The 17121-nt window shown below is 69.9% G+C and carries 17 protein-coding genes; 5 read left to right on the top strand and 12 right to left on the bottom strand.

Annotation, left to right across the window (positions count from 1 at the left end; all coding sequences use genetic code 11):
* Window positions 1-204 precede the first annotated feature (204 nt).
* Complete coding sequence (locus tag AB0N66_RS36920; protein WP_365443355.1) at window positions 205-1317, bottom strand: SDR family oxidoreductase; 1113 nt, start codon at window positions 1315-1317, stop codon at window positions 205-207.
* A 191-nt stretch (window positions 1318-1508) separates the two neighbouring features.
* Between AB0N66_RS36920 and AB0N66_RS36915 the strand changes: the two genes are divergently transcribed.
* Together AB0N66_RS36915 and AB0N66_RS36910 are read left to right on the top strand one after the other, a co-directional pair.
* Window positions 1509-2966 carry a zinc-dependent metalloprotease gene (locus AB0N66_RS36915; protein ID WP_365443353.1) on the top strand — a complete coding sequence of 486 codons (1458 nt, stop codon included), beginning with the start codon at window positions 1509-1511 and terminating at the stop codon, window positions 2964-2966.
* Window positions 2963-3484, top strand: a complete 522-nt coding sequence (locus tag AB0N66_RS36910) for an NUDIX hydrolase (RefSeq protein ID WP_365443351.1) — start codon at window positions 2963-2965, stop codon at window positions 3482-3484. Before AB0N66_RS36915 ends, AB0N66_RS36910 begins: the two co-directional genes overlap by 4 nt.
* Before the next feature lie 55 nt (window positions 3485-3539).
* Here AB0N66_RS36910 and AB0N66_RS36905 read toward each other — a convergent pair whose 3' ends face one another.
* The 4 genes from AB0N66_RS36905 to AB0N66_RS36890 form a co-directional block, all read right to left on the bottom strand.
* Window positions 3540-4295: an AIM24 family protein gene (locus AB0N66_RS36905; protein ID WP_365443349.1), complete on the bottom strand. Its 756-nt coding sequence runs from the start codon at window positions 4293-4295 to the stop codon at window positions 3540-3542.
* A 16-nt stretch (window positions 4296-4311) separates the two neighbouring features.
* Window positions 4312-4992, bottom strand: a complete 681-nt coding sequence (locus AB0N66_RS36900; protein WP_266832316.1) for an AIM24 family protein — start codon at window positions 4990-4992, stop codon at window positions 4312-4314.
* A gap of 11 nt (window positions 4993-5003) precedes the next feature.
* Window positions 5004-6719: a TerD family protein gene (locus AB0N66_RS36895; RefSeq protein WP_365443347.1), complete on the bottom strand. Its 1716-nt coding sequence runs from the start codon at window positions 6717-6719 to the stop codon at window positions 5004-5006.
* 146 nt (window positions 6720-6865) lie between these two features.
* The gene (locus tag AB0N66_RS36890; RefSeq protein ID WP_365443345.1) at window positions 6866-7462 is read right to left on the bottom strand and encodes a M48 family metallopeptidase; all 597 of its coding nucleotides are present in this window, start codon (window positions 7460-7462) and stop codon (window positions 6866-6868) included.
* A 218-nt stretch (window positions 7463-7680) separates the two neighbouring features.
* Between AB0N66_RS36890 and AB0N66_RS36885 the strand changes: the two genes are divergently transcribed.
* Window positions 7681-8862, top strand: a complete 1182-nt coding sequence (locus AB0N66_RS36885; RefSeq protein ID WP_365443344.1) for a TOMM precursor leader peptide-binding protein — start codon at window positions 7681-7683, stop codon at window positions 8860-8862.
* The gene (locus tag AB0N66_RS36880) at window positions 8855-10219 is read left to right on the top strand and encodes an AarF/ABC1/UbiB kinase family protein (protein WP_365443342.1); all 1365 of its coding nucleotides are present in this window, start codon (window positions 8855-8857) and stop codon (window positions 10217-10219) included. Before AB0N66_RS36885 ends, AB0N66_RS36880 begins: the two co-directional genes overlap by 8 nt.
* 11 nt (window positions 10220-10230) lie before the next feature.
* On the opposite strand, the gene AB0N66_RS36875 is transcribed toward AB0N66_RS36880, so the two are convergent.
* The 5 genes from AB0N66_RS36875 to AB0N66_RS36855 all read right to left on the bottom strand — a co-directional run bounded on the left by AB0N66_RS36875 (window position 10231) and on the right by AB0N66_RS36855 (window position 14142).
* Window positions 10231-10455, bottom strand: coding sequence for a hypothetical protein (locus tag AB0N66_RS36875; RefSeq protein ID WP_365443340.1), 225 nt, complete (start codon window positions 10453-10455; stop codon window positions 10231-10233).
* A 139-nt stretch (window positions 10456-10594) separates the two neighbouring features.
* On the bottom strand, window positions 10595-10918 hold the full coding sequence (locus AB0N66_RS36870; RefSeq protein ID WP_365443338.1) for a hypothetical protein: 324 nt from the start codon (window positions 10916-10918) through the stop codon (window positions 10595-10597).
* The gene (locus tag AB0N66_RS36865) at window positions 10915-11283 is read right to left on the bottom strand and encodes a WhiB family transcriptional regulator (protein ID WP_266832302.1); all 369 of its coding nucleotides are present in this window, start codon (window positions 11281-11283) and stop codon (window positions 10915-10917) included. The genes AB0N66_RS36870 and AB0N66_RS36865 overlap by 4 nt, the downstream gene beginning before the upstream one ends.
* 174 nt (window positions 11284-11457) lie before the next feature.
* Window positions 11458-11781, bottom strand: a complete 324-nt coding sequence (locus tag AB0N66_RS36860; protein WP_365443336.1) for a hypothetical protein — start codon at window positions 11779-11781, stop codon at window positions 11458-11460.
* Between the two features lie 162 nt (window positions 11782-11943).
* On the bottom strand, window positions 11944-14142 hold the full coding sequence (locus tag AB0N66_RS36855) for an ATP-dependent DNA helicase UvrD2 (protein ID WP_365443334.1): 2199 nt from the start codon (window positions 14140-14142) through the stop codon (window positions 11944-11946).
* Between the two features lie 183 nt (window positions 14143-14325).
* Here AB0N66_RS36855 and AB0N66_RS36850 point away from each other — a divergent pair, with 183 nt between their 5' ends.
* Entirely contained in the window at window positions 14326-14568 is a 243-nt protein-coding gene (locus tag AB0N66_RS36850; protein ID WP_365443332.1) for a mycoredoxin, read from the top strand.
* A gap of 82 nt (window positions 14569-14650) precedes the next feature.
* Here the strand turns inward: AB0N66_RS36850 and nudC are convergent, their stop codons facing one another.
* Both nudC and AB0N66_RS36840 read right to left on the bottom strand, forming a co-directional pair.
* Window positions 14651-15598, bottom strand: coding sequence for an NAD(+) diphosphatase (gene nudC / locus AB0N66_RS36845; protein ID WP_365443330.1), 948 nt, complete (start codon window positions 15596-15598; stop codon window positions 14651-14653).
* Window positions 15599-15708: 110 nt separating this feature from the next.
* The gene (locus AB0N66_RS36840; protein ID WP_365443328.1) at window positions 15709-17121 is read right to left on the bottom strand and encodes a dipeptidase; all 1413 of its coding nucleotides are present in this window, start codon (window positions 17119-17121) and stop codon (window positions 15709-15711) included.

The raw sequence follows: 17121 nt of genomic DNA, 5'->3' as shown, positions 1-17121 counted from the left end.
CGGCGTTTGAGGACGAGGCCGTCCAGGCCGAAAGCGGGGGCCTGGGGGCGGCAGCCCCCAGAAACGGGACGGGCAGGGGCGGAGGGGGCGAAAAACGCCTCTACGCCGGCACAGCCACAGGCCGCAGGGCGTCAATCAACCGCGGTCGCCGCAACCGCACAGGGCCCGGTCGCCGCAACCGCACAGGGCCCCCTGGCCGGACACTCAGATCCGCCGCCGAGCCTTCCGAGCCCGCCGCACCACCGCAGCCGCACCCAACAACGCCACCGTCGCCCCCGCGGCCCCCGCCGCAGTCGCGTCCTTGCGCCCGAGCCGCCGCCCGACCACGGTGTGCCGCCCGGCGACCTCCTCCAGCAGCTCCGCGAGGACCTCCTCGTTGGTCCACTGAGGCCGCCACCCGGCGTCATGGAGCCGACTCCCGCTCACGACCCAGGGATACATCGAGTAGGCCAGATCCCCGGCCGGCGAGGGAGTGAGCCCGATCCGGTGCAGCCGAGCAGCCGCGCCGAGAGCGACCGCGGACGGCAGCTCCATCCGCCGGATCCCGCTCAGCTCCTCGACCTCCTCCTGCTCCAGCCACCCGTCACACCCGACGGCCAACTCCCCCTCCACCTTCTCCACGACGGCGTACTCCAGAGCACTGCACAGGTCCTCGACGTGACAGAACTGCCACGCGGGCCGCGACCCCGCCACCACAAGCAGCCGAGGAGACTCGAAGTACCTGGTCAGAGCCGTATCGGTGCCGCCGACGAGCACAGCGGGCCGTACGACGGTGACATTGAGTCCCGGATGCGCGCGCGGCGCACGTCGCGCGAGCCGCTCGATCTCCAGCAGGTCACCCACGCCCGTGGCCTCGGCCGTCGCCCGCAGTTCGGCGTCTTCGGAGAGGGGCAGTTCGTTGTCGGGCAGCGCCCCGTAGACCATCGCGGAGGTGCACAGCACCACCCGGTGCACCCCGGCCGCGGCGGCAGCCGTGAGCACCGTCTGCGTCCCCCGGACGTTGTAAGCCGTCCGCGCCGCCGCGTCCGACTCCAGATCCAGGTCGAGCGCGAGGTGCACGACGACATCCGCCCCGCGCAGCTTCTCGGCGATCACCGGGTCGCGGACATCCAGGATGTGCCACTGGGCGGCCGCGCACTCGCCGCGCCGCTCGTCGATGGCGATGACCTGCTTGATGTCCTCGCTGGCGGCGAGCCGCTCGGTGAGCAGCGCACCCACACCGGACGCGGCGCCGGTGACCGCGACGACGGGCCCGCGCGCTGCCGGGCTGGTTGAGTGGTTTCGCGCTGCGCGAACCTGCGGATCTGGGGAACTCACCGGGCGTCTCCAGCGGTTGTCTTCAGTAACGGACGCGCGTGACGCGTGCGTACCAGGTGGCATCCATCCTGCCGCAGGCGGAGAGTCGGCGAAGCACCGAGGCCCGATCGGGCTGAGGTGTCTACGCTGGGTGTTGTCGGGCAAGCCGCCGTCGGGGAACGAACCGGCGGCCTTACCAGCCGAGGAATCCCGTGAGTGACACCCCATTCGGATTCGGCCTTCCGCCGGAGGAGCCGGAGAACGGCGACGAGGGCAAGAAGAAGGACCAGGAGAGCGGCGGTGGTCAGGGACCGGCCAACCCGTTCGGTTTCGGGGGATTCCCCGGAGCCGGCGGCCCCGGCGCCGACAATCCGCTCGCAGCCATGTTCGGTTCCATGAACCCCAATGACCTGGGCGCCGCGTTCCAGCAGCTGGGCCAGATGCTCTCGTACGAGGGCGGTCCGGTGAATTGGGACATGGCCAAGCAGATCGCCCGCCAGACGGTCTCCCAGGGCACCTCTGACGGCATCAAGGACGCGAGCGTCGGCCCTGCCGAGCGCACCGCGATCGAGGAGGCCGTGCGCCTGGCCGACCTGTGGCTGGACGACGCGACCTCCCTGCCGTCCGGCGCGGGCTCCGCCGTGGCCTGGAGCCGCGCGGAGTGGGTCGAGGCGACCCTGCCGGTGTGGAAGGAGCTCGTCGACCCGGTCGCCGAGCGTGTCGGCGCGGCCATGGGCGAGGTCCTGCCGGAGGAGATGCAGGCCATGGCGGGCCCGCTCATCGGCATGATGCGCTCCATGGGCGGCGCCATGTTCGGTACGCAGATCGGGCAGGCCGTGGGCGTGCTCGCGGGCGAGGTCGTCGGTTCGAGTGACATCGGCCTGCCGCTCGGCCCGGCGGGAAAGGCCGCGCTGCTGCCGCTGAACATCAAGTCGTTCGGCAAGGACCTGGGCGTCCCCCAGGAGGAGGTGCGGCTCTATCTCGCCCTGCGCGAGGCCGCCCACCAGCGCCTCTTCGCGCACGTGCCGTGGCTGCGCTCGCACCTGTTCGGCGCTGTCGAGGGCTACGCGCGCGGGATCAAGGTCGACACGGCCAAGCTGGAGGACGTGGTCGGCCAGTTCGACCCGCAGAACCCGGAGGAGCTTCAGAACGCGCTCCAGCAGGGCATGTTCCAGCCGGAGGACACTCCGGAGCAGAAGGCCGCGCTGGCCCGTCTGGAGACCGCTCTCGCGCTCGTCGAGGGCTGGGTGGACGCGGTCGTGCACGCGGCCGCCAAGCCGCGTCTGACGTCCGCCGACGCGCTGCGTGAGACGCTGCGCCGCCGTCGCGCCTCGGGCGGTCCCGCCGAGCAGACCTTCGCCACGCTGATCGGCCTGGAGCTGCGCCCGCGCCGTCTGCGGGACGCCTCCCGTCTGTGGGCCTCGCTCACCGACGCGCGCGGTGTCGACGGGCGTGACGGCCTGTGGGCCCACCCGGACATGCTCCCCACCGCCTCCGACCTGGACGACCCGGACGGCTTCGTGCACCGCGAGCAGCTGGACTTCTCCGAGCTCGACAAGATGCTCGGCGAGGCGGCGGACGGTTCCGCGTCCGGCTCCGGGTCGGGCTCCGGCTCCGGCGAGAAGCCGAACCTGAAGAAGGACGACGACAAGGGCGACGACGCCGAGTGAGCCTGTACGACGACGCGGTCCTCGTACTCAAGAGCTACGAGGACCAGGAAGGGCTGCGCCAGGCGTACCTGGATCATCTGGCGGCGTATCCGGACGGTATGTGGAAGGCCTGCACGGCCGGGCACATCACGGCGAGCGCCCTCGTGATCGATCCCGGGCACGGCCGCGTACTGCTGACCCTCCACAAGAAGCTGCGCATGTGGCTCCAGATGGGTGGTCACTGCGAGCCGGAGGACGCCACTCTGGAGGCCGCGGCTCTGCGTGAGGCCACCGAGGAGTCGGGCATCGCGGCTCTCGAACTGCTCCCCGGCGGTCCGGTCCGGCTCGACCGGCATCCGATCCCGCCGCCCTGCCACTGCCATTTCGACGTCCAGTACGCCGTGGTGGCCGCGCCGGGAGCCGTGCAGGAGATCAGCGACGAGTCGCTCGACCTGCGCTGGTTCGCGTACGAGGAGGTCGCGGGCGTGGCCGACGAGTCGGTCGTACGACTCCTGGAAGCGACCCGCGCGCGGCTGTGAACGGGTAAGGGGCGACCGCCATGGCGGTCGCCCCTTACCCGTGCTTCCTGGACGCTCAGCTCCAGGCGTTGCCCTGGTTCTGCGCGTGCGCACCCTGCTGCCCCATGCCGTACTGGGCGCGCACTCCCTGGCCGATCACGGCGTTCTGCGGCGGCAGCAGCTCGCTGGGCTGGACGAGCGCGTAGCCCTGCCCCAGGAAGCTGAGTTCCCAGCCCTCGCCCGTGTTGCCACGGCGCCGAAACACTCCGGAGGAGTGCGTCTGGGCCTGCATCTGTACCCGCAGGCTCGTGGACCACGCCACGATGGCGTCGGCGTCGCAGTTGACGTACTTGTCCGGCGTGACCTGCATCAGCAGCGGCATCCCGGAGGTCATCAGCGCGACCTTGCCGCGACCCGTGATGTTGAGCTGGTACTTGCCCGATCCGGAGATGCCGTACTGGCTGTCCACGGCGATGACCTCGTGGTGCAGCGAGGAGTCCATCGCCAGGACGTAGCTGCTGTCGACGGTGAGACCGTCCTGGTCCACGTCGACCACGTGCACATGCTGGGCGAGGTTCGCCAGGTAGACGGTCCCCTGCCCGTGGCAGCGCATCAGGTCGAGGCCCTCGCCGGTGTACGCGCGCGACCGCTGCTGGCCGCTGTTCTGGTACTCGGCGTCGAACTCGACGAGCCCCTGGTACGCGACCATGGTGCCCTTGCGCGCGAGGATGTCGTCGTGGCCCTCCAGGACGACGCGCAGCATCTGCGAGTTCTGCAGGCTGTAGCGCTCCTGGGTCTGCTGTTCGTTGTAGCCGAAAAGCGGGCTCTGCATGATGTCCTGCTCCCCCTCAGCCCCGGACTCGGAGACGGTCGGTGCTGTCCTCGCTGGGCTGGACGACGACGATGCCCTGCCCGGAGAACGCCATCTGGAAGGCCTCGCCGCTGCCGCGTCCGATCAGCGACTGCGCCTTGAAGCTGCGCTTGCCCTTCACCTTGAGGTTCGGGGACCAGGCTACGAGCGCGTCCGGGTCGACGTATGTCTCGTCCTCACCGCCGCCGCAGTCCACGACGATCGGCTTGCCCCGGGAGGTCAGCGCGACCCAGCCCTGCCCGGAGATCTTGGTGTTCCACAGGCCCTGTCCGGCGAACTTGGCGAGCCCCTTGACGCGCTCGACGCCCCACGTGAGGTGGGCGTCGAAGGCGAGCAGGTTCGTCGCGTTGACGGAGATCGCGTCCCCGTTGAGGTTGATGACGACGACGTTCGCCCCGTAGTCGGCGAGATAGAGCAGGCCGTCGCCGGAGGCCTTCATCAAAGGCGCGCCCTCACCGGTGGCCCAGTCGCGGGCGATCTGGCGTACGGCGGGCGGGTTGGGCTCGTACTGGACGAACCCTTCGTAGGCGACCATCGACCCCACGCGCGCGAGGAGGTCGTTTCCGGTCTGCATGGCGACCTTCAGCATGTGGTTGCCGTGGTTCTCCATGCGGGCGGTGACGGGTGCCGGGGCGAAGCCCGAGAGTGGCTGGTTCATGACGGGCTCCCTCAGACCTCGTACGGCTGGACGACGATGAAATTGCCGGGCGCGCCGCGGAACTGGAGGTTCACGCTCTCCCCGGTGTCGCCGGGGTAGGCGTTCCGGCGCATCCGTACCTGGCTGGAGACGATCACCTGGGAGGCCGCGGACCAGGCGACTACCGCGTTGCAGTCGGCGAACGTCGTGGGCGTGACGGGCAGTACGACGGGCGCTCCGTGGGTCTTCACGACGATCGTGCCGGTCCCCTGGAACTGCATCGTGAAAAGCGCACCCCCGGGGATGCCGTGCCCCTCGATCCTGCGGACTTCGTACTGAAGCGTCTCGTCGAAGGCGAGGACGCTCTCGGCGGACACACAGATTCCGTCGCCCTGGAGTTCGATGGGGTGCACATGGGAGCCGTTCTCGGCGAGGAACACCTGGCCGCGACCCGAACAGCGCATCAGCTGCATCTCCTGGCCGGTCGCGTTGCCCACGATCCGCCCGGCGAAGCCGGCGCCCTTGTAGCTGAAGTCGACCTTGCCCTGGTAGAGCACCATGCTGCCCTGACGCGCCAGGACGGCCTGGTCACCACCCGCGCCGAGATCGACGCGGACCAGCTTCTTGTTCTGCTGGGTCCAGCGCTGGCCGGTGGGCGTCTCCTTGAAGGCCTGCAACGCGGCGGACACACCGGCACCGCCCTGCGGGGCTCCCTGGGGAACGCCGTACGGGGAAGGAGCACCCGGCTGGCCGGGAATCTGCCCCGGGACCTGGCCGTACGGCGGCTGCTGACCATAGCCGGGAGGCGCCGTGGGAGCCTGCTGGCCGTAGCCCGGAGGCGCGGGCGGGGCCTGCTGGCCATAGCCGGGCGGCGGCGGAGCCGTCTGGCCAGGAGGCTGCTGACCGTAGCCCGGCGGCGGACCGGGCTGCCCCGGAGGCTGCACGTACGGTGCGGGGCCCGGCGGCGGCACGCTTCCGCCTGGCGGAGTGTGCAGGGGCGCGACGATGGTCGGGGCGGCGTGCACCGAGGGCGCGGGTGCCGGAGCGGGCGGCGGTGTCGTTCCCGCGGGCGGCGCGAAGCCCTGCGCGGAGGACGGCGGGACGGGTGCCGGTGTGCTCGGCGCGCCGAACGCGCCGAACGCGGGGGGCGCGGTGGCCTGGGCCGGCGGCGCGAAGGACGGCGCGGCGGTGGCCTGCGGCGGCTGTGCGGCAGGCTCCTCTTCGGCGACCTCGCCGCCGAAGTTCTTCAGCAGCGCGTCGAGCCCGCCGTCGAAGCCCTGTCCCACGGCGGCGAATCGCCAGACGTCCTTCAGATAGAAGTCGCCCAGCATCACGGCACGTTCCGTGGAGAACTCCGCGCCGCTGAACGGGTACCGGGCCACCTCCTCGCCGCCCGCGACGATGCGGAGATATCCGGGGGCGACCTGGGACATCTGCCCGCCGCCGTCGAGGGTCGCGGTGAACGACAGTTTCTGGATCTTCGCCGGGATCCTGTCGAGCGTGACACGGAAGGACTCGGTGTCACCCGCCTGGGCGCCGAGGAGCTGAATGGACTCCTCAGGGGACTTCGGCTGGTTGAAGAAGACGAAGTACTGCTCGTCCGAGAGCCGTTCGTCGGCGTCCAGACCGAAGCAACTGATGTCGAAGGTCAGTCCGGGGCCGGCGATCTGCACACCTACGTACAGATCGGTGCCCGCGGTGAGGTCACTGATCTTGGCCTTGTGGCCGCGTTGGAATTCCCTGGCCATGCGTAACGACCGTCCCCCATCCCGAATGCAAGTGCGTCGCGTCAGGCTAACGGCAAACTCTGACAGTGGAAGAAGCCGGTACGAACCCGGTACACAACCGCCTCTTCGGTGCGGACGGACCAACTTCGGCGCGGGTGGACCGGCCCCTACTCGTCGCGGGTCGCGGGCGGATGGGGCAGCCGATCGGCGGCCACCACCCCTTCGAGGTAGCCGCGAGCACGCTCCGTACGCGGATACGCCTCCAGAAGCCGCCAGAAGCGGGGCCCGTGACCGGGCACCAGAAGGTGCGCGAGTTCATGGACGAGTACGTAGTCGACGACGTACTCGGGCATGCCCTGCAACCGGTGCGACAGACGGATACTGCCCTCGGCCGGTGTGCAGGAGCCCCAGCGCGTGTTCTGGTTGGTGACCCAGCGAACCGAGGTGGGCCGGGCCCGGCCGTCGAAGTACTGACCCGACAGACGCGCGGCACGCTCGGTCAGCTCGGAGTCACAGGGCACCCTCTTCTTCTCCTGGGCGGCCAGCTTGTCGAGCATGACGGTCACCCAGCGCTGTTCCTCCGCCTCGGACATCCGGGCGGGGATGAGCACAATGGTGCGATCGCCCTCGCGGTACGCGGAGACCGTTCTGCGCCTTCGCGCGCTCCTGCGGACCTCGATCGCGCTCGCCCCCGAGCCGCTTGGCGGCGGGCTCGTCGTACTGCGCTGTGGGTTTCCGGCGCGGTGCAGTGGGTCGGCGGGCACGCTCCGACGTTACCCGCTGCACATGAGGGAAGTCCCGTCCCCTGGACGGTTCGATGCCGATCCGCACCCTGTGTGCTCGATTTGTACGACGTATACCGCCGCCTGTGGATAACTTTCGGCACCCTCGGGCGGCGAAGAGCATGCTGGCATTCGGTCGGCGAAGCGGGACCCACACCCGCCGACACACGGGGACGATCCACGGAGTACGGGGGTAGGTCATGCATCCGATCGTGAAGCCGGCGCTGCGGCGCGGCTGGCGAGATCTCAACACCGTCCAGTTCGGGATGGCGCCCGCGCACGCGATAATCCTTGGCCCGGTGGACACGGCGACGGGCAGCTTCCTCGATCTCCTCAACGGGACACGCGGGCTGCCGCTCCTCCGCGAGGAAGGGCGCAAGATGGGGTTTCCCGACGGGCATGTCGACGGACTGCTCGAGCGGCTCGCCCGGTCCGGCCTGCTGGATGACAACACGGGAGGCGGCCCGGCCGCGGACGCCCTGCGTAAGAAGAAGGCGGTCCTCGACCGGCTGCGCCCCGATCTCGCGTCCCTCTCCCTCGTCGCCCCCGAACCGGGCGAAGGTATGAAACGGCTGGCCGCCCGGCGCTCACTGCGCGTACAGGTGCAGGGTGCCGGCCGGGTGGGGGTGATCCTTGCTTCGCTGCTCGCCGGGGCGGGCGTGGGCGAGGTCGATGTCCGCGACAGCGGCTGCGTCGAACCGTGGGACGTCGCGCCGGGCGGACTGCCCGCCGAGTCCATCGGCGAACGCCGGGAGGAGGCAGCCCGGCGGGCGGTACGCCGAGCGGCACCGGCGCGTCCACCGCGGACCCTCCCGGACGAGGAGAAGGTCGGACTGTCGCTGGTGATCCTCACCCCGCGAGACGGTCTCGCCGTCCACGCGCCCGACCCGGTAGCCGCCGAGCCGTTGATCAGCTCGGGAACACCACATCTGTACGCGGGCGTCGTGGAGGGCACAGGAGTGGTCGGCCCCCTGGTCCTGCCTGGTGACACGGGCTGCGCGGGCTGTCTGGACCAGGGACGCGCCGACCGTGACCCGACCTGGCCACGGCTGGTCGCGCAGTGGCGCTCCGGGCAGGCGCGCCAGGTCCCGGCGTGCGACCTCGCACTGGCGGCCGGTGTCGCCGGAATGGCCGCGGGTCACGCGCTGGCCTTCCTCGACGGGGAGCTGCCGTCCAGCGCCGGGGCACGCTGGGAAGCGTCCGTACCGGGGTTCGACTGGCATGCCAGGCCGGTCTGGCCACATCCCGCATGCCTGTGCGGCGCCACGGAGAAAGGTAAGAAGGGGGAGCGCGCCTCGGAAGACGGGGAGCCACACGAGACAATGGCGGGGCAACAGCCGTACGCGGCTCGGCTGTCCGGTAATTGGAGGGCGCATGTCTGATCTTCCCCGGAAGGCAGTCACCCGTACGGCCAAACTCGCCGCGCTGCCACTCGGCTTCGCCGGGCGGGCCACCTGGGGGCTGGGCAAACGGATCGGCGGGAAGTCGGCGGAGATCGTCGGCCGCGAGTTGCAACAGCGCACGGCCGAGCAACTGTTCAAGGTGCTCGGTGAGCTCAAGGGCGGCGCGATGAAGTTCGGGCAGGCACTGTCCGTCTTCGAGTCGGCGCTGCCCGAAGAGGTCGCGGGGCCGTATCGCGCGGCGCTGACGAAGCTCCAGGAGGCGGCGCCTCCGATGCCGACACGCACCGTGCACTCCGTGCTGGAGGAGCGGCTCGGCAAGGAGTGGCCCGAGTTGTTCCTCGAGTTCGAGGACAAGCCGTCCGCTGCGGCCTCCATCGGCCAGGTGCACCACGCGGTGTGGCATGACGGCCGAGAGGTCGCGGTGAAGGTGCAGTACCCCGGAGCGGGCGAGGCCCTGCTGTCCGATCTGACCCAGCTCAGCCGGTTCGCCAGGCTCCTGGGCCCCCTGATCCCGGGAATGGACATCAAGCCGCTGATCGCGGAGCTGCGCGACCGGGTGTCCGAGGAGCTCGACTACGGACTGGAGGCGCAGGCCCAGAAGGCCCATGCGGACGAGTTCGCGGGCGACCCGGATGTCCTCGTACCGGCGGTGGTCCACCAGTGCGACCAGGTTCTGGTGACCGAATGGATCGACGGCGTACCCATGTCGGAGGTGATCGCCAACGGCACCCAGGAACAGCGGGACCGCGCCGGCCAGCTGCTGGCCCGCTTCCTCTTCTCCGGCCCGGCCCGCACCGGACTGCTGCACGCCGATCCGCACCCGGGCAACTTCCGTCTCCTGCCGGACGAGAAGAGTGGCTGGCGACTGGGCGTCCTGGACTTCGGCACGGTGGACCGCCTCCCCGGCGGCCTGCCCTCAACGATCGGCGAGTCCCTCCGCCTGACCCTCGACGGCGACGCCGAGGCGGTCTATGAGCTGCTCTGCGAGGAGGGCTTCGTCAAGGAGTCCATTGAGCTCGAACCCGACGCGGTCCTGGACTATCTCCTGCCGATCATCGAACCGGCCCAGGCGGACGAGTTCACCTTCACCCGAGGCTGGATGCGCAGCCAGGCCGCCCGCGTGGGCGACCCTCGCTCCCCCGCCCACCAGTTGGGCAAGCGGCTCAACCTGCCCCCGTCGTATCTCCTGATACACCGCGTGACCCTGAGCACCATCGGTGTCCTGTGCCAACTGGGTGCGACCGTCCGGCTACGCGATGAGCTGGAGGAGTGGCTGCCCGGATTCCTGCCGGAGGAGGAGGCGGCGGACGAGAGGGAGCAGGCCGCCGAAGCCTGACGAGGCGCGGTCTACCACCACGCGGAGTCGAGCCGCCCCTCGATCGCCCTCAGATGCGTGCGAGCGCAGTTGTCGCAGAAGTAGTGGCGGCTGCCGTTCTCCACGGAACAGGTCCACGTCGACTGGGGGCCGTCGGCCGGGGTTCCGCAGCGAGCGCACACGATGTGCTGGGCCTCGGCAACGTCGGGCCGCTGCGCTGAGCCGGTGCTGTCACTGTCCCCGGGAAGACTCGTCACCCGGCGACGATATCGCCGTGATCGACGGTTCGCCGGACGCAACGCACCGCAGACGCCCGGACGCACTGCGGGGCCGGTCCGGACGGACCGACCCCCGCGAGGAGTTACTTCCTGCTTCTATGCCTGCGACTGCCGTCGGCTACTGCATGACCGCCATGGCCAGCGCACGCCGAGCACGCATCGACGCGCGCTCGGCACGACGCTGCATCCGGCGGGCGGTCACCAGGCGCATGGCCCGGCGTTCCCGCTCGGCCTCGTGCAGTCGCTCGTGCATATGCGCACGAGCCAGGGCTTCTGGAATGAGTTGCATCTCTCGGGTCCTGTTCTGACGCGAGTCCTTCGCGTCGGTGGTGGTGAAGTCTGGAATCGCGGAGCCGGCCGGCTCGCTCGTGGACGGCTTCATCGGGGCCTGTTTCTTGGGGTCGTTCGTCAGCGGGCGGTCGATCGTTCCTCGGATGTTCATGCCGCGACCGGGTTCTTGCGCGGGCGGCCACGCGGCCGCTTGCGGGCCACGACGACACCCTGGACGAAGAGCTCGCCACCCCAGACGCCCCAGGGCTCACGCCGCTCCTTGGCACCGGCGAGGCAGGCCTCGACCAGCGGGCAAGTGCGGCAGAGCGACTTGGCGTACTCGACATCGGCCGGCGACTCGGCGAAGAAGACCTCCGGGTCGTAGGAACGGCAGGGGACGGGTACGCCGAGGTTCTCGATGGCGTCGTCGAGCGCGGTGAGCGCAGTGAGCGGGATCAAGGTGGAGTCCTCCGTGAGGCCGGGCGGGGGGATCGTTTCGGAAGGCGGTACGGACGGGGCGTGCGCTTCGAGTTGCACGGTTCGTCTTCCTCGTCTGGTCGTGCCGGCCGGTTGGCCGGTTGGCGGCTGGTACCGGGTTCTTTTCTTGTCCCGAGGCCCCTTCGCTCCGCCGTCCCCGGTCGGGGACAAACAGAAGGGCCGCGGATCCCGGGTGGGGTTCCGCGGCCCTGAAGGCGCCGGCCTGATCAAGAATCAGGCTGGATCACTCCAGGGTTCAGGCCCACGGAAGGCCCACATCGTGTGGTGCTGCTTCGTCTGCTTCAGGGATCCGGCACCGGCTGCGGCGAAGGCATAGGCACGCGCCTCTGCCACTACTGCTGCTTCCAGTGCCTGGATCGGTCGCTCATTGCGCTCACTCACGGGAAGACCCGAGAGAGACACGGGGGACGCCGGACGGACGGCAGGATTGCCGGACAGACCGGTGCCCAGGTTCGAGACGCCGAGCAGGCACATGGAGGCGACCGAGGGATCGGTCATTTTGACGGTGCTGATGAAGCTCGTGGTGATGCTGATCACTGGAATCGCCTCCTCTCGGCGTCTAGGGGGATCGGGGTGAGCCGGTCCGACGGTTATTAAGTACAGCACGAAACCAGGGCCTCGGAGAAGGCCGCCGTTCCGTGTTAAGAACCTATGGGGCTTGCTGGGGCATGCGCAAACTATTTTTTCGACGAGTTCGTATCAGTCACCTTCATCGCCCCCTCCGACTTCTTGACCTGCGCAGATGGCCAGAACATCGGTGCCGAAGCGGTTCAGCTTGCGGACTCCGACGCCAGGGATCCGAGCCAGCTCGCCCTCGTCGTCGGGCACGGTCTCGGCGATAGCCATCAGCGTCTTGTCGGTGAAGACACAGAACGCGGGCTGCCCACTGCGTTGCGCCTGCACCGCCCGCCACTCCCGCAACCGCTCGTAGAGGCCCTCGTCCATGTCGGACGGACAGTCCTCGCAGCGCATCAGTTTCATCTCACCGGCGTCGGTCAGGGTGCGGCCGCAGACCCGGCAGCGGGCAGGGGTCCGGACCGACCGCCGCACGACTGTGCCGCCGCTGCTACCGATACCTCGCTCGATACCTCCCGGGCCCCCACTACCGCTCCGGCCCGCCACCGTGGTGACCGAGCCTGGGCGCAGCCCGTCGAGGAAGCGGCTGGGCCGGCGGTTCGGTCTGCCGCCGGGTGAGCGGGACAGCGCCCAGGAGACACAGAGGTGCTCTCTGGCGCGGGTCACGCCGACGTAGAGGAGGCGGCGCTCCTCCTCGATCTGTTCGTCGGTCTTTGCATAGGTGATCGGCATCATGCCCTCGGCGACGCCGACCAGGAAGACGACGTCCCACTCCAGTCCCTTGGCTGAGTGCAGGGAAGCGAGGGTGACGCCCTGGACGGTCGGCGCGTGCTGGGCGCTCGCGCGCTCGTCGAGCTCTGCCACCAGATCTCCGAGGGTGGCGCCCTCCTTCGCCGCCGCGAAGTCGTGGGCAAGGTGGACAAGGGCGGCCAGCGATTCCCAGCGCTCTCTGACCGCGCCGGAGCCGGCAGGGGGCTGGTTGGTCCATCCTTCGCCCGACAGCACGGCGCGGACCTGTGAGGGCAGGTCGATGACATCGTCGAGGAGCGAGTCGTTGCCTCCGAACCGGGCCGCGGCACGCAGGGCGGTGCCCGCCTTGCGCACTTCGGGGCGGTCGAAGAACCGCTCGGCGCCACGCAGCTGGTAGGGCACCCCGGCGTCGGCGAGTGCCTGTTCATACAGCTCGGACTGGGAGTTCGTACGGAAGAGAATCGCGATCTCGCCCGCGGGGACGCCGGACGCGATGAGGTCGCGGATGCGGCGGGCGGCGCCCTCGGCCTCGGCGGGCTCGTCCGGGTACTCGGCGTAGACGGGTTCGGGGCCCGGCGACCGCTGGGAGATCAGCTCCAGGCGGTGCTCGGCGGCCCGGCCACGGGCCTGAGCGAGCAGGCCGTTGGCGAGGTGGACCACCTGGGGCGAGGAGCGGTAGTCGCGTACGAGCTTGACGACGGTGGCTCCGGGGTGGCGGGTGCGGAAGTCGAGAAGGTGGTCAGGAGTTGCACCGGTGAATGAATAGATCGTCTGGCTGGCGTCGCCGACGACACAGAGGCTGTCGCGCTCGCCGAGCCACAGGTCCAGCAGACGCTGCTGGAGGGGGCTGACGTCCTGGTACTCGTCGACCACGAAGTGCTGGTACTGGGCGCGGACCTGCTCCGCGATGTCGTGGCGGTCCTGAAGGACGGCGACCGTCAGCAGCAGGACGTCCTCGAAGTCGATGACCCCGCGGTCGCGCTTGAGGTCTTCGTAGGTCCCGTAGAGCTGGGCGATCTCGGCCGGGTTGCGGGGGGCTACCCGGCCGACTTTGGCGGCGGCGGCCGCGTAGTCGGCGGGGATGGTCTGGGTGACCTTGGACCACTCGATCTCGGCGGTGACGTCCCGCAGTTCGCCCCGGTCGAGGCGGATGCGGCAGGCAGCTGCCGCGTCGACGACCAGCTGGATCTTGCGGTCGACAAGCCGGGGCAGGCTGCCGCCGACCGCTTTCGGCCAGAAGTACTGGAGCTGGCGCAGCGCGGCCGAGTGGAAGGTCCGGGCCTGGACGCCGCCGACGCCGAGCTGCCTGAGACGGCCGCGCATCTCGCCCGCGGCACGGTTGGTGAACGTGACGGCCAGCACGCTGGAGGGCTGGAGGATCCCGGCGCGCACCCCGTAGGCGATGCGGTGGGTGATCGCCCGCGTCTTGCCCGTGCCGGCGCCCGCCAGCACGCACACCGGTCCGTGCAGGGCGGTGGCGACCTCGCGCTGCTCGGGGTCGAGCCCGTCGAGCACCGCGTCGGCCGAGTCCGGAACCTGCGGGAAGAGTGTGGAGTGCGTTGCTGCTGTCACCCCGCCATGCTGCCAGGTCGCCGGGGACGGGTGAGCCTGGTTGTCCACAGGTGACACCCGCAGTCGTACTAATGCGGCAGGCGTTGAGTCCCGCCGAGGTACTCCCACGGGAATGGCGGCCGGGTCACGTACGTTCCCCTGACGCGACCACGCATCCCGACGCCGTAAAGGAGCGCAATCGACATGCCGGGCACTGTGACGATGTACAGCACCACGTGGTGCGGCTACTGCCGTCGGCTGAAGAGCCAGATGGACCGCGAGGGCATCACGTACGAGGAGATCAACATCGAGCAGGACCCGCAGTCCGCGGCGTTCGTGGAGAAGGCGAACGGCGGAAACCAGACGGTTCCCACCGTTCTCTTCCCGGACGGTTCGACGTTGACGAACCCTTCGCTGGCGCAGGTCAAGCAGAAGATCGGCGCGTAGTCGGCATCATGCGACCGGCGCCCGCGTCGGACGTGTGGCCGACGTCAGGCGGCCGGTCCCCGAGCCGGCCGTCGCGTCGGTGTCAGGCGGTCGATCCCCGGGTCGGCAGGGGCTTGCCGTACCAGAGCTCGATCAGACGGGCCGCAATCGAGATCCCGTAGGGAGGCAGCACCTCCCCGGACTCGAAGGCGGCCCGTAGGTCTTCGCGGGAGAACCAGCGGGCCTCTTCGATCTCCTCGCCGTCGACGTTGATCTCGGACGACTGGGCGCGGGCCATGAAGCCCAGCATGAGGCTGGAGGGAAAGGGCCAGGGCTGGCTGGCGACGTACTGGACTTCACCGACCGTGATACCGGCCTCCTCGAAGACCTCGCGACGCACCGACTGCTCGATGGACTCACCGGGCTCGACGAAGCCGGCGAGTGTGGAGAAGCGGCCCTCGGGCCAGTGCACCTGGCGGCCGAGCAGGATGCGGTCCTCGTCGTCCGTGACCGCCATGATCACGGCCGGGTCGGTGCGCGGGTAGTGCTCGGCGCCACAGGCCGGGCAGCGGCGGATGTGGCCGGCTGCCGCGATGACGGTGCGTTCGCCACAGCGTGAGCAGAAGCGGTGGAGCCGCTGCCAGTTCTCCAGGGCGACCGCGTGCACCATGAGGCCCGCGTCGCGGGGAGACAGCAGTAGTCCCGCCTCGCGCAGTCCCGCCGAACGTGCCGACTGGTCGATGCGGCCGGGGAGCGCGTCCTTCTGGAGTGCGAAATAGCTCACACCGTCATCGTCCGTGCCCAGGAAGTAGCGGTGTGCCTCGGTGAGCGGCGCCTCGAAGGAGGGGGTCATCACCAGTTCGGTGGTGCCGTCGGCCGCCTCGTCGATCAGGACCTGGCCGCCGGAGACCACGAAGGCGCGGGTGGTGGGGTGGCTCCACGCCGCGGCGAGCCAGGCCTCGTCGAGCCGGTGGTGGGCGGCCCGGTCGATGCCGCTCGGGGCGGTGAGCGAGATGGGACGGTCGGCGCTGTGGTCGGTCCAGGTGGTCACGGGTGCTTCCAACTCCCCCGGTGTAACGGTTATTTCGATGGGCGGTTCAGCAGGGCGGGTGTGGAGGGGGCTGTTCAGGGCGTTGATCGCCTTCTTCGGAGATGCCTTCTTCAGTGTGCCTCGTGCCAGTTCTCGGCCAAATCGCCCCACAGGTAGGCGGTGGTTTCGACGCCCTTCAGGAGGAGGTCCAGTTCGACCTTCTCGTTGGGGGCGTGCCAGCCGTCGGACGGGACGGAGATGCCCAGGAAGAGCACCGGGGCACCGAGGACTTCCTGAAGGTCGGCCGCGGGCCCCGAGCCGCCCTCTCGGGTGAAGCGGACGGGCTGCTCGAAGGCGCGGCCCATGGCGCGTACGACGGACCGCAGGGCGGGGTGGTCCAGGGGCGTCAGACAGGGGCGGGTGGCCGCTCCGAACGTGATCTCGTGCCGGATGCCCGCGGGTACGTGTTCGGCGGCCCACGCGCGTACGGCCTTCTCGATGTGCTCGGGGTCCTGTCCCGCGACCAGCCGGAAGGAGAGCTTGACCATCGCCGAGGACGGGATGATCGTCTTGCTGCCGGGGCCTTGGTAGCCGCCGCCGATGCCGTTGACCTCGGCGGTCGGACGGGCCCAGACCCGCTCCAAAGTGGTGTGGCCGGCCTCTCCGTAGGAGGCCGTCGACCTGGCCGTGCGCAGCCACTCGGCCTCGTCGAAGGGCAGCTCGGCGAAGAGCTCGCGCTCGCGGTCGGTGAGTTCGGTGATGCCTTCGTAGAAGCCCGGTACGGCCACGCGCGCCTGGCCGTCGTGCAGGGCAGCGACGAGGCGGGCGACTGCGGTGGCCGGGTTGGGCACGGCGCCGCCGAAGGATCCGGAGTGGATGTCCTGGTCGGGCCCGTACAGCTCGATCTCGCACTCGGCGAGGCCGCGCATGCCGGTGCACACCGTGGGGGTGTCCTCGGACCACATACCGGTGTCGGAGACGATCACGGCGTCGGCCGCGAGCCGCTCCGCGCGCCCCTCGACAAGGTCACGGAAGTGCGGGGAGCCGGATTCTTCCTCGCCCTCGATGAGGAGCTTGAGGTGTACGGCGGGAGCGGTGCGCCCGGTGGCGGCGAGGTGGGCACGAACGCCGAGTGTGTGGAAGAACACCTGACCCTTGTCATCGGCCGCCCCGCGCGCGTGCAGGCGGTTTCCGCGGATCACCGGCTCGAAGGGCTCGGTGTCCCAGCCGTCCTCACGGGCGGCGGGCTGCACGTCGTGGTGGCCGTAGACCAGGACCGTAGGGGCTTCCGGGTCCTCGGAAGGCCATTGGGCGAAGACGGCCGGGGCCCCGTCGGTCGCCCAGACCTCGACTGTGGGAAAGCCGGTCTCCCGGAGCTTGGCGGCAAGCCAGTCGGCGCTGCGCCGTACGTCCGCGGCGTGATCCGGCTGAGCCGACACCGAGGGGATGCGCAGCCACTCGGCGAGATCGTCGAGGAAGGCGGCGCGGTGGTTCTGGATGTACGTCCGTACGGTGCTGACGGCGTTGTCAACGGGCTTGCTCAT

Origin of the sequence: Streptomyces sp. NPDC093544 (genome assembly GCF_040683495.1) — a bacterium.
Taxonomy (GTDB): Bacteria; Actinomycetota; Actinomycetes; order Streptomycetales; family Streptomycetaceae; genus Streptomyces.
The sequence above is the reverse complement of the archived record's forward strand: the minus strand, read 5'-3'. Positions and strand labels throughout refer to the sequence as shown.

What these genes read in the sequence shown, in the direction of transcription:
- AB0N66_RS36850 (WP_365443332.1), top strand. Translation starts at nt 14,326, where the DNA reads ATGCCGGGCACTGTGACGATGTACAGCACCACGTGGTGCGGCTACTGC.
- AB0N66_RS36885 (WP_365443344.1), top strand. Translation starts at nt 7,681, where the DNA reads ATGCATCCGATCGTGAAGCCGGCGCTGCGGCGCGGCTGGCGAGATCTC.
- AB0N66_RS36840 (WP_365443328.1), bottom strand. Translation starts at nt 17,121, where the DNA reads ATGAGCAAGCCCGTTGACAACGCCGTCAGCACCGTACGGACGTACATC.
- AB0N66_RS36900 (WP_266832316.1), bottom strand. Translation starts at nt 4,992, where the DNA reads ATGAACCAGCCACTCTCGGGCTTCGCCCCGGCACCCGTCACCGCCCGC.
- AB0N66_RS36905 (WP_365443349.1), bottom strand. Translation starts at nt 4,295, where the DNA reads ATGCAGAGCCCGCTTTTCGGCTACAACGAACAGCAGACCCAGGAGCGC.
- AB0N66_RS36880 (WP_365443342.1), top strand. Translation starts at nt 8,855, where the DNA reads ATGTCTGATCTTCCCCGGAAGGCAGTCACCCGTACGGCCAAACTCGCC.
- AB0N66_RS36870 (WP_365443338.1), bottom strand. Translation starts at nt 10,918, where the DNA reads ATGAACATCCGAGGAACGATCGACCGCCCGCTGACGAACGACCCCAAG.
- AB0N66_RS36895 (WP_365443347.1), bottom strand. Translation starts at nt 6,719, where the DNA reads ATGGCCAGGGAATTCCAACGCGGCCACAAGGCCAAGATCAGTGACCTC.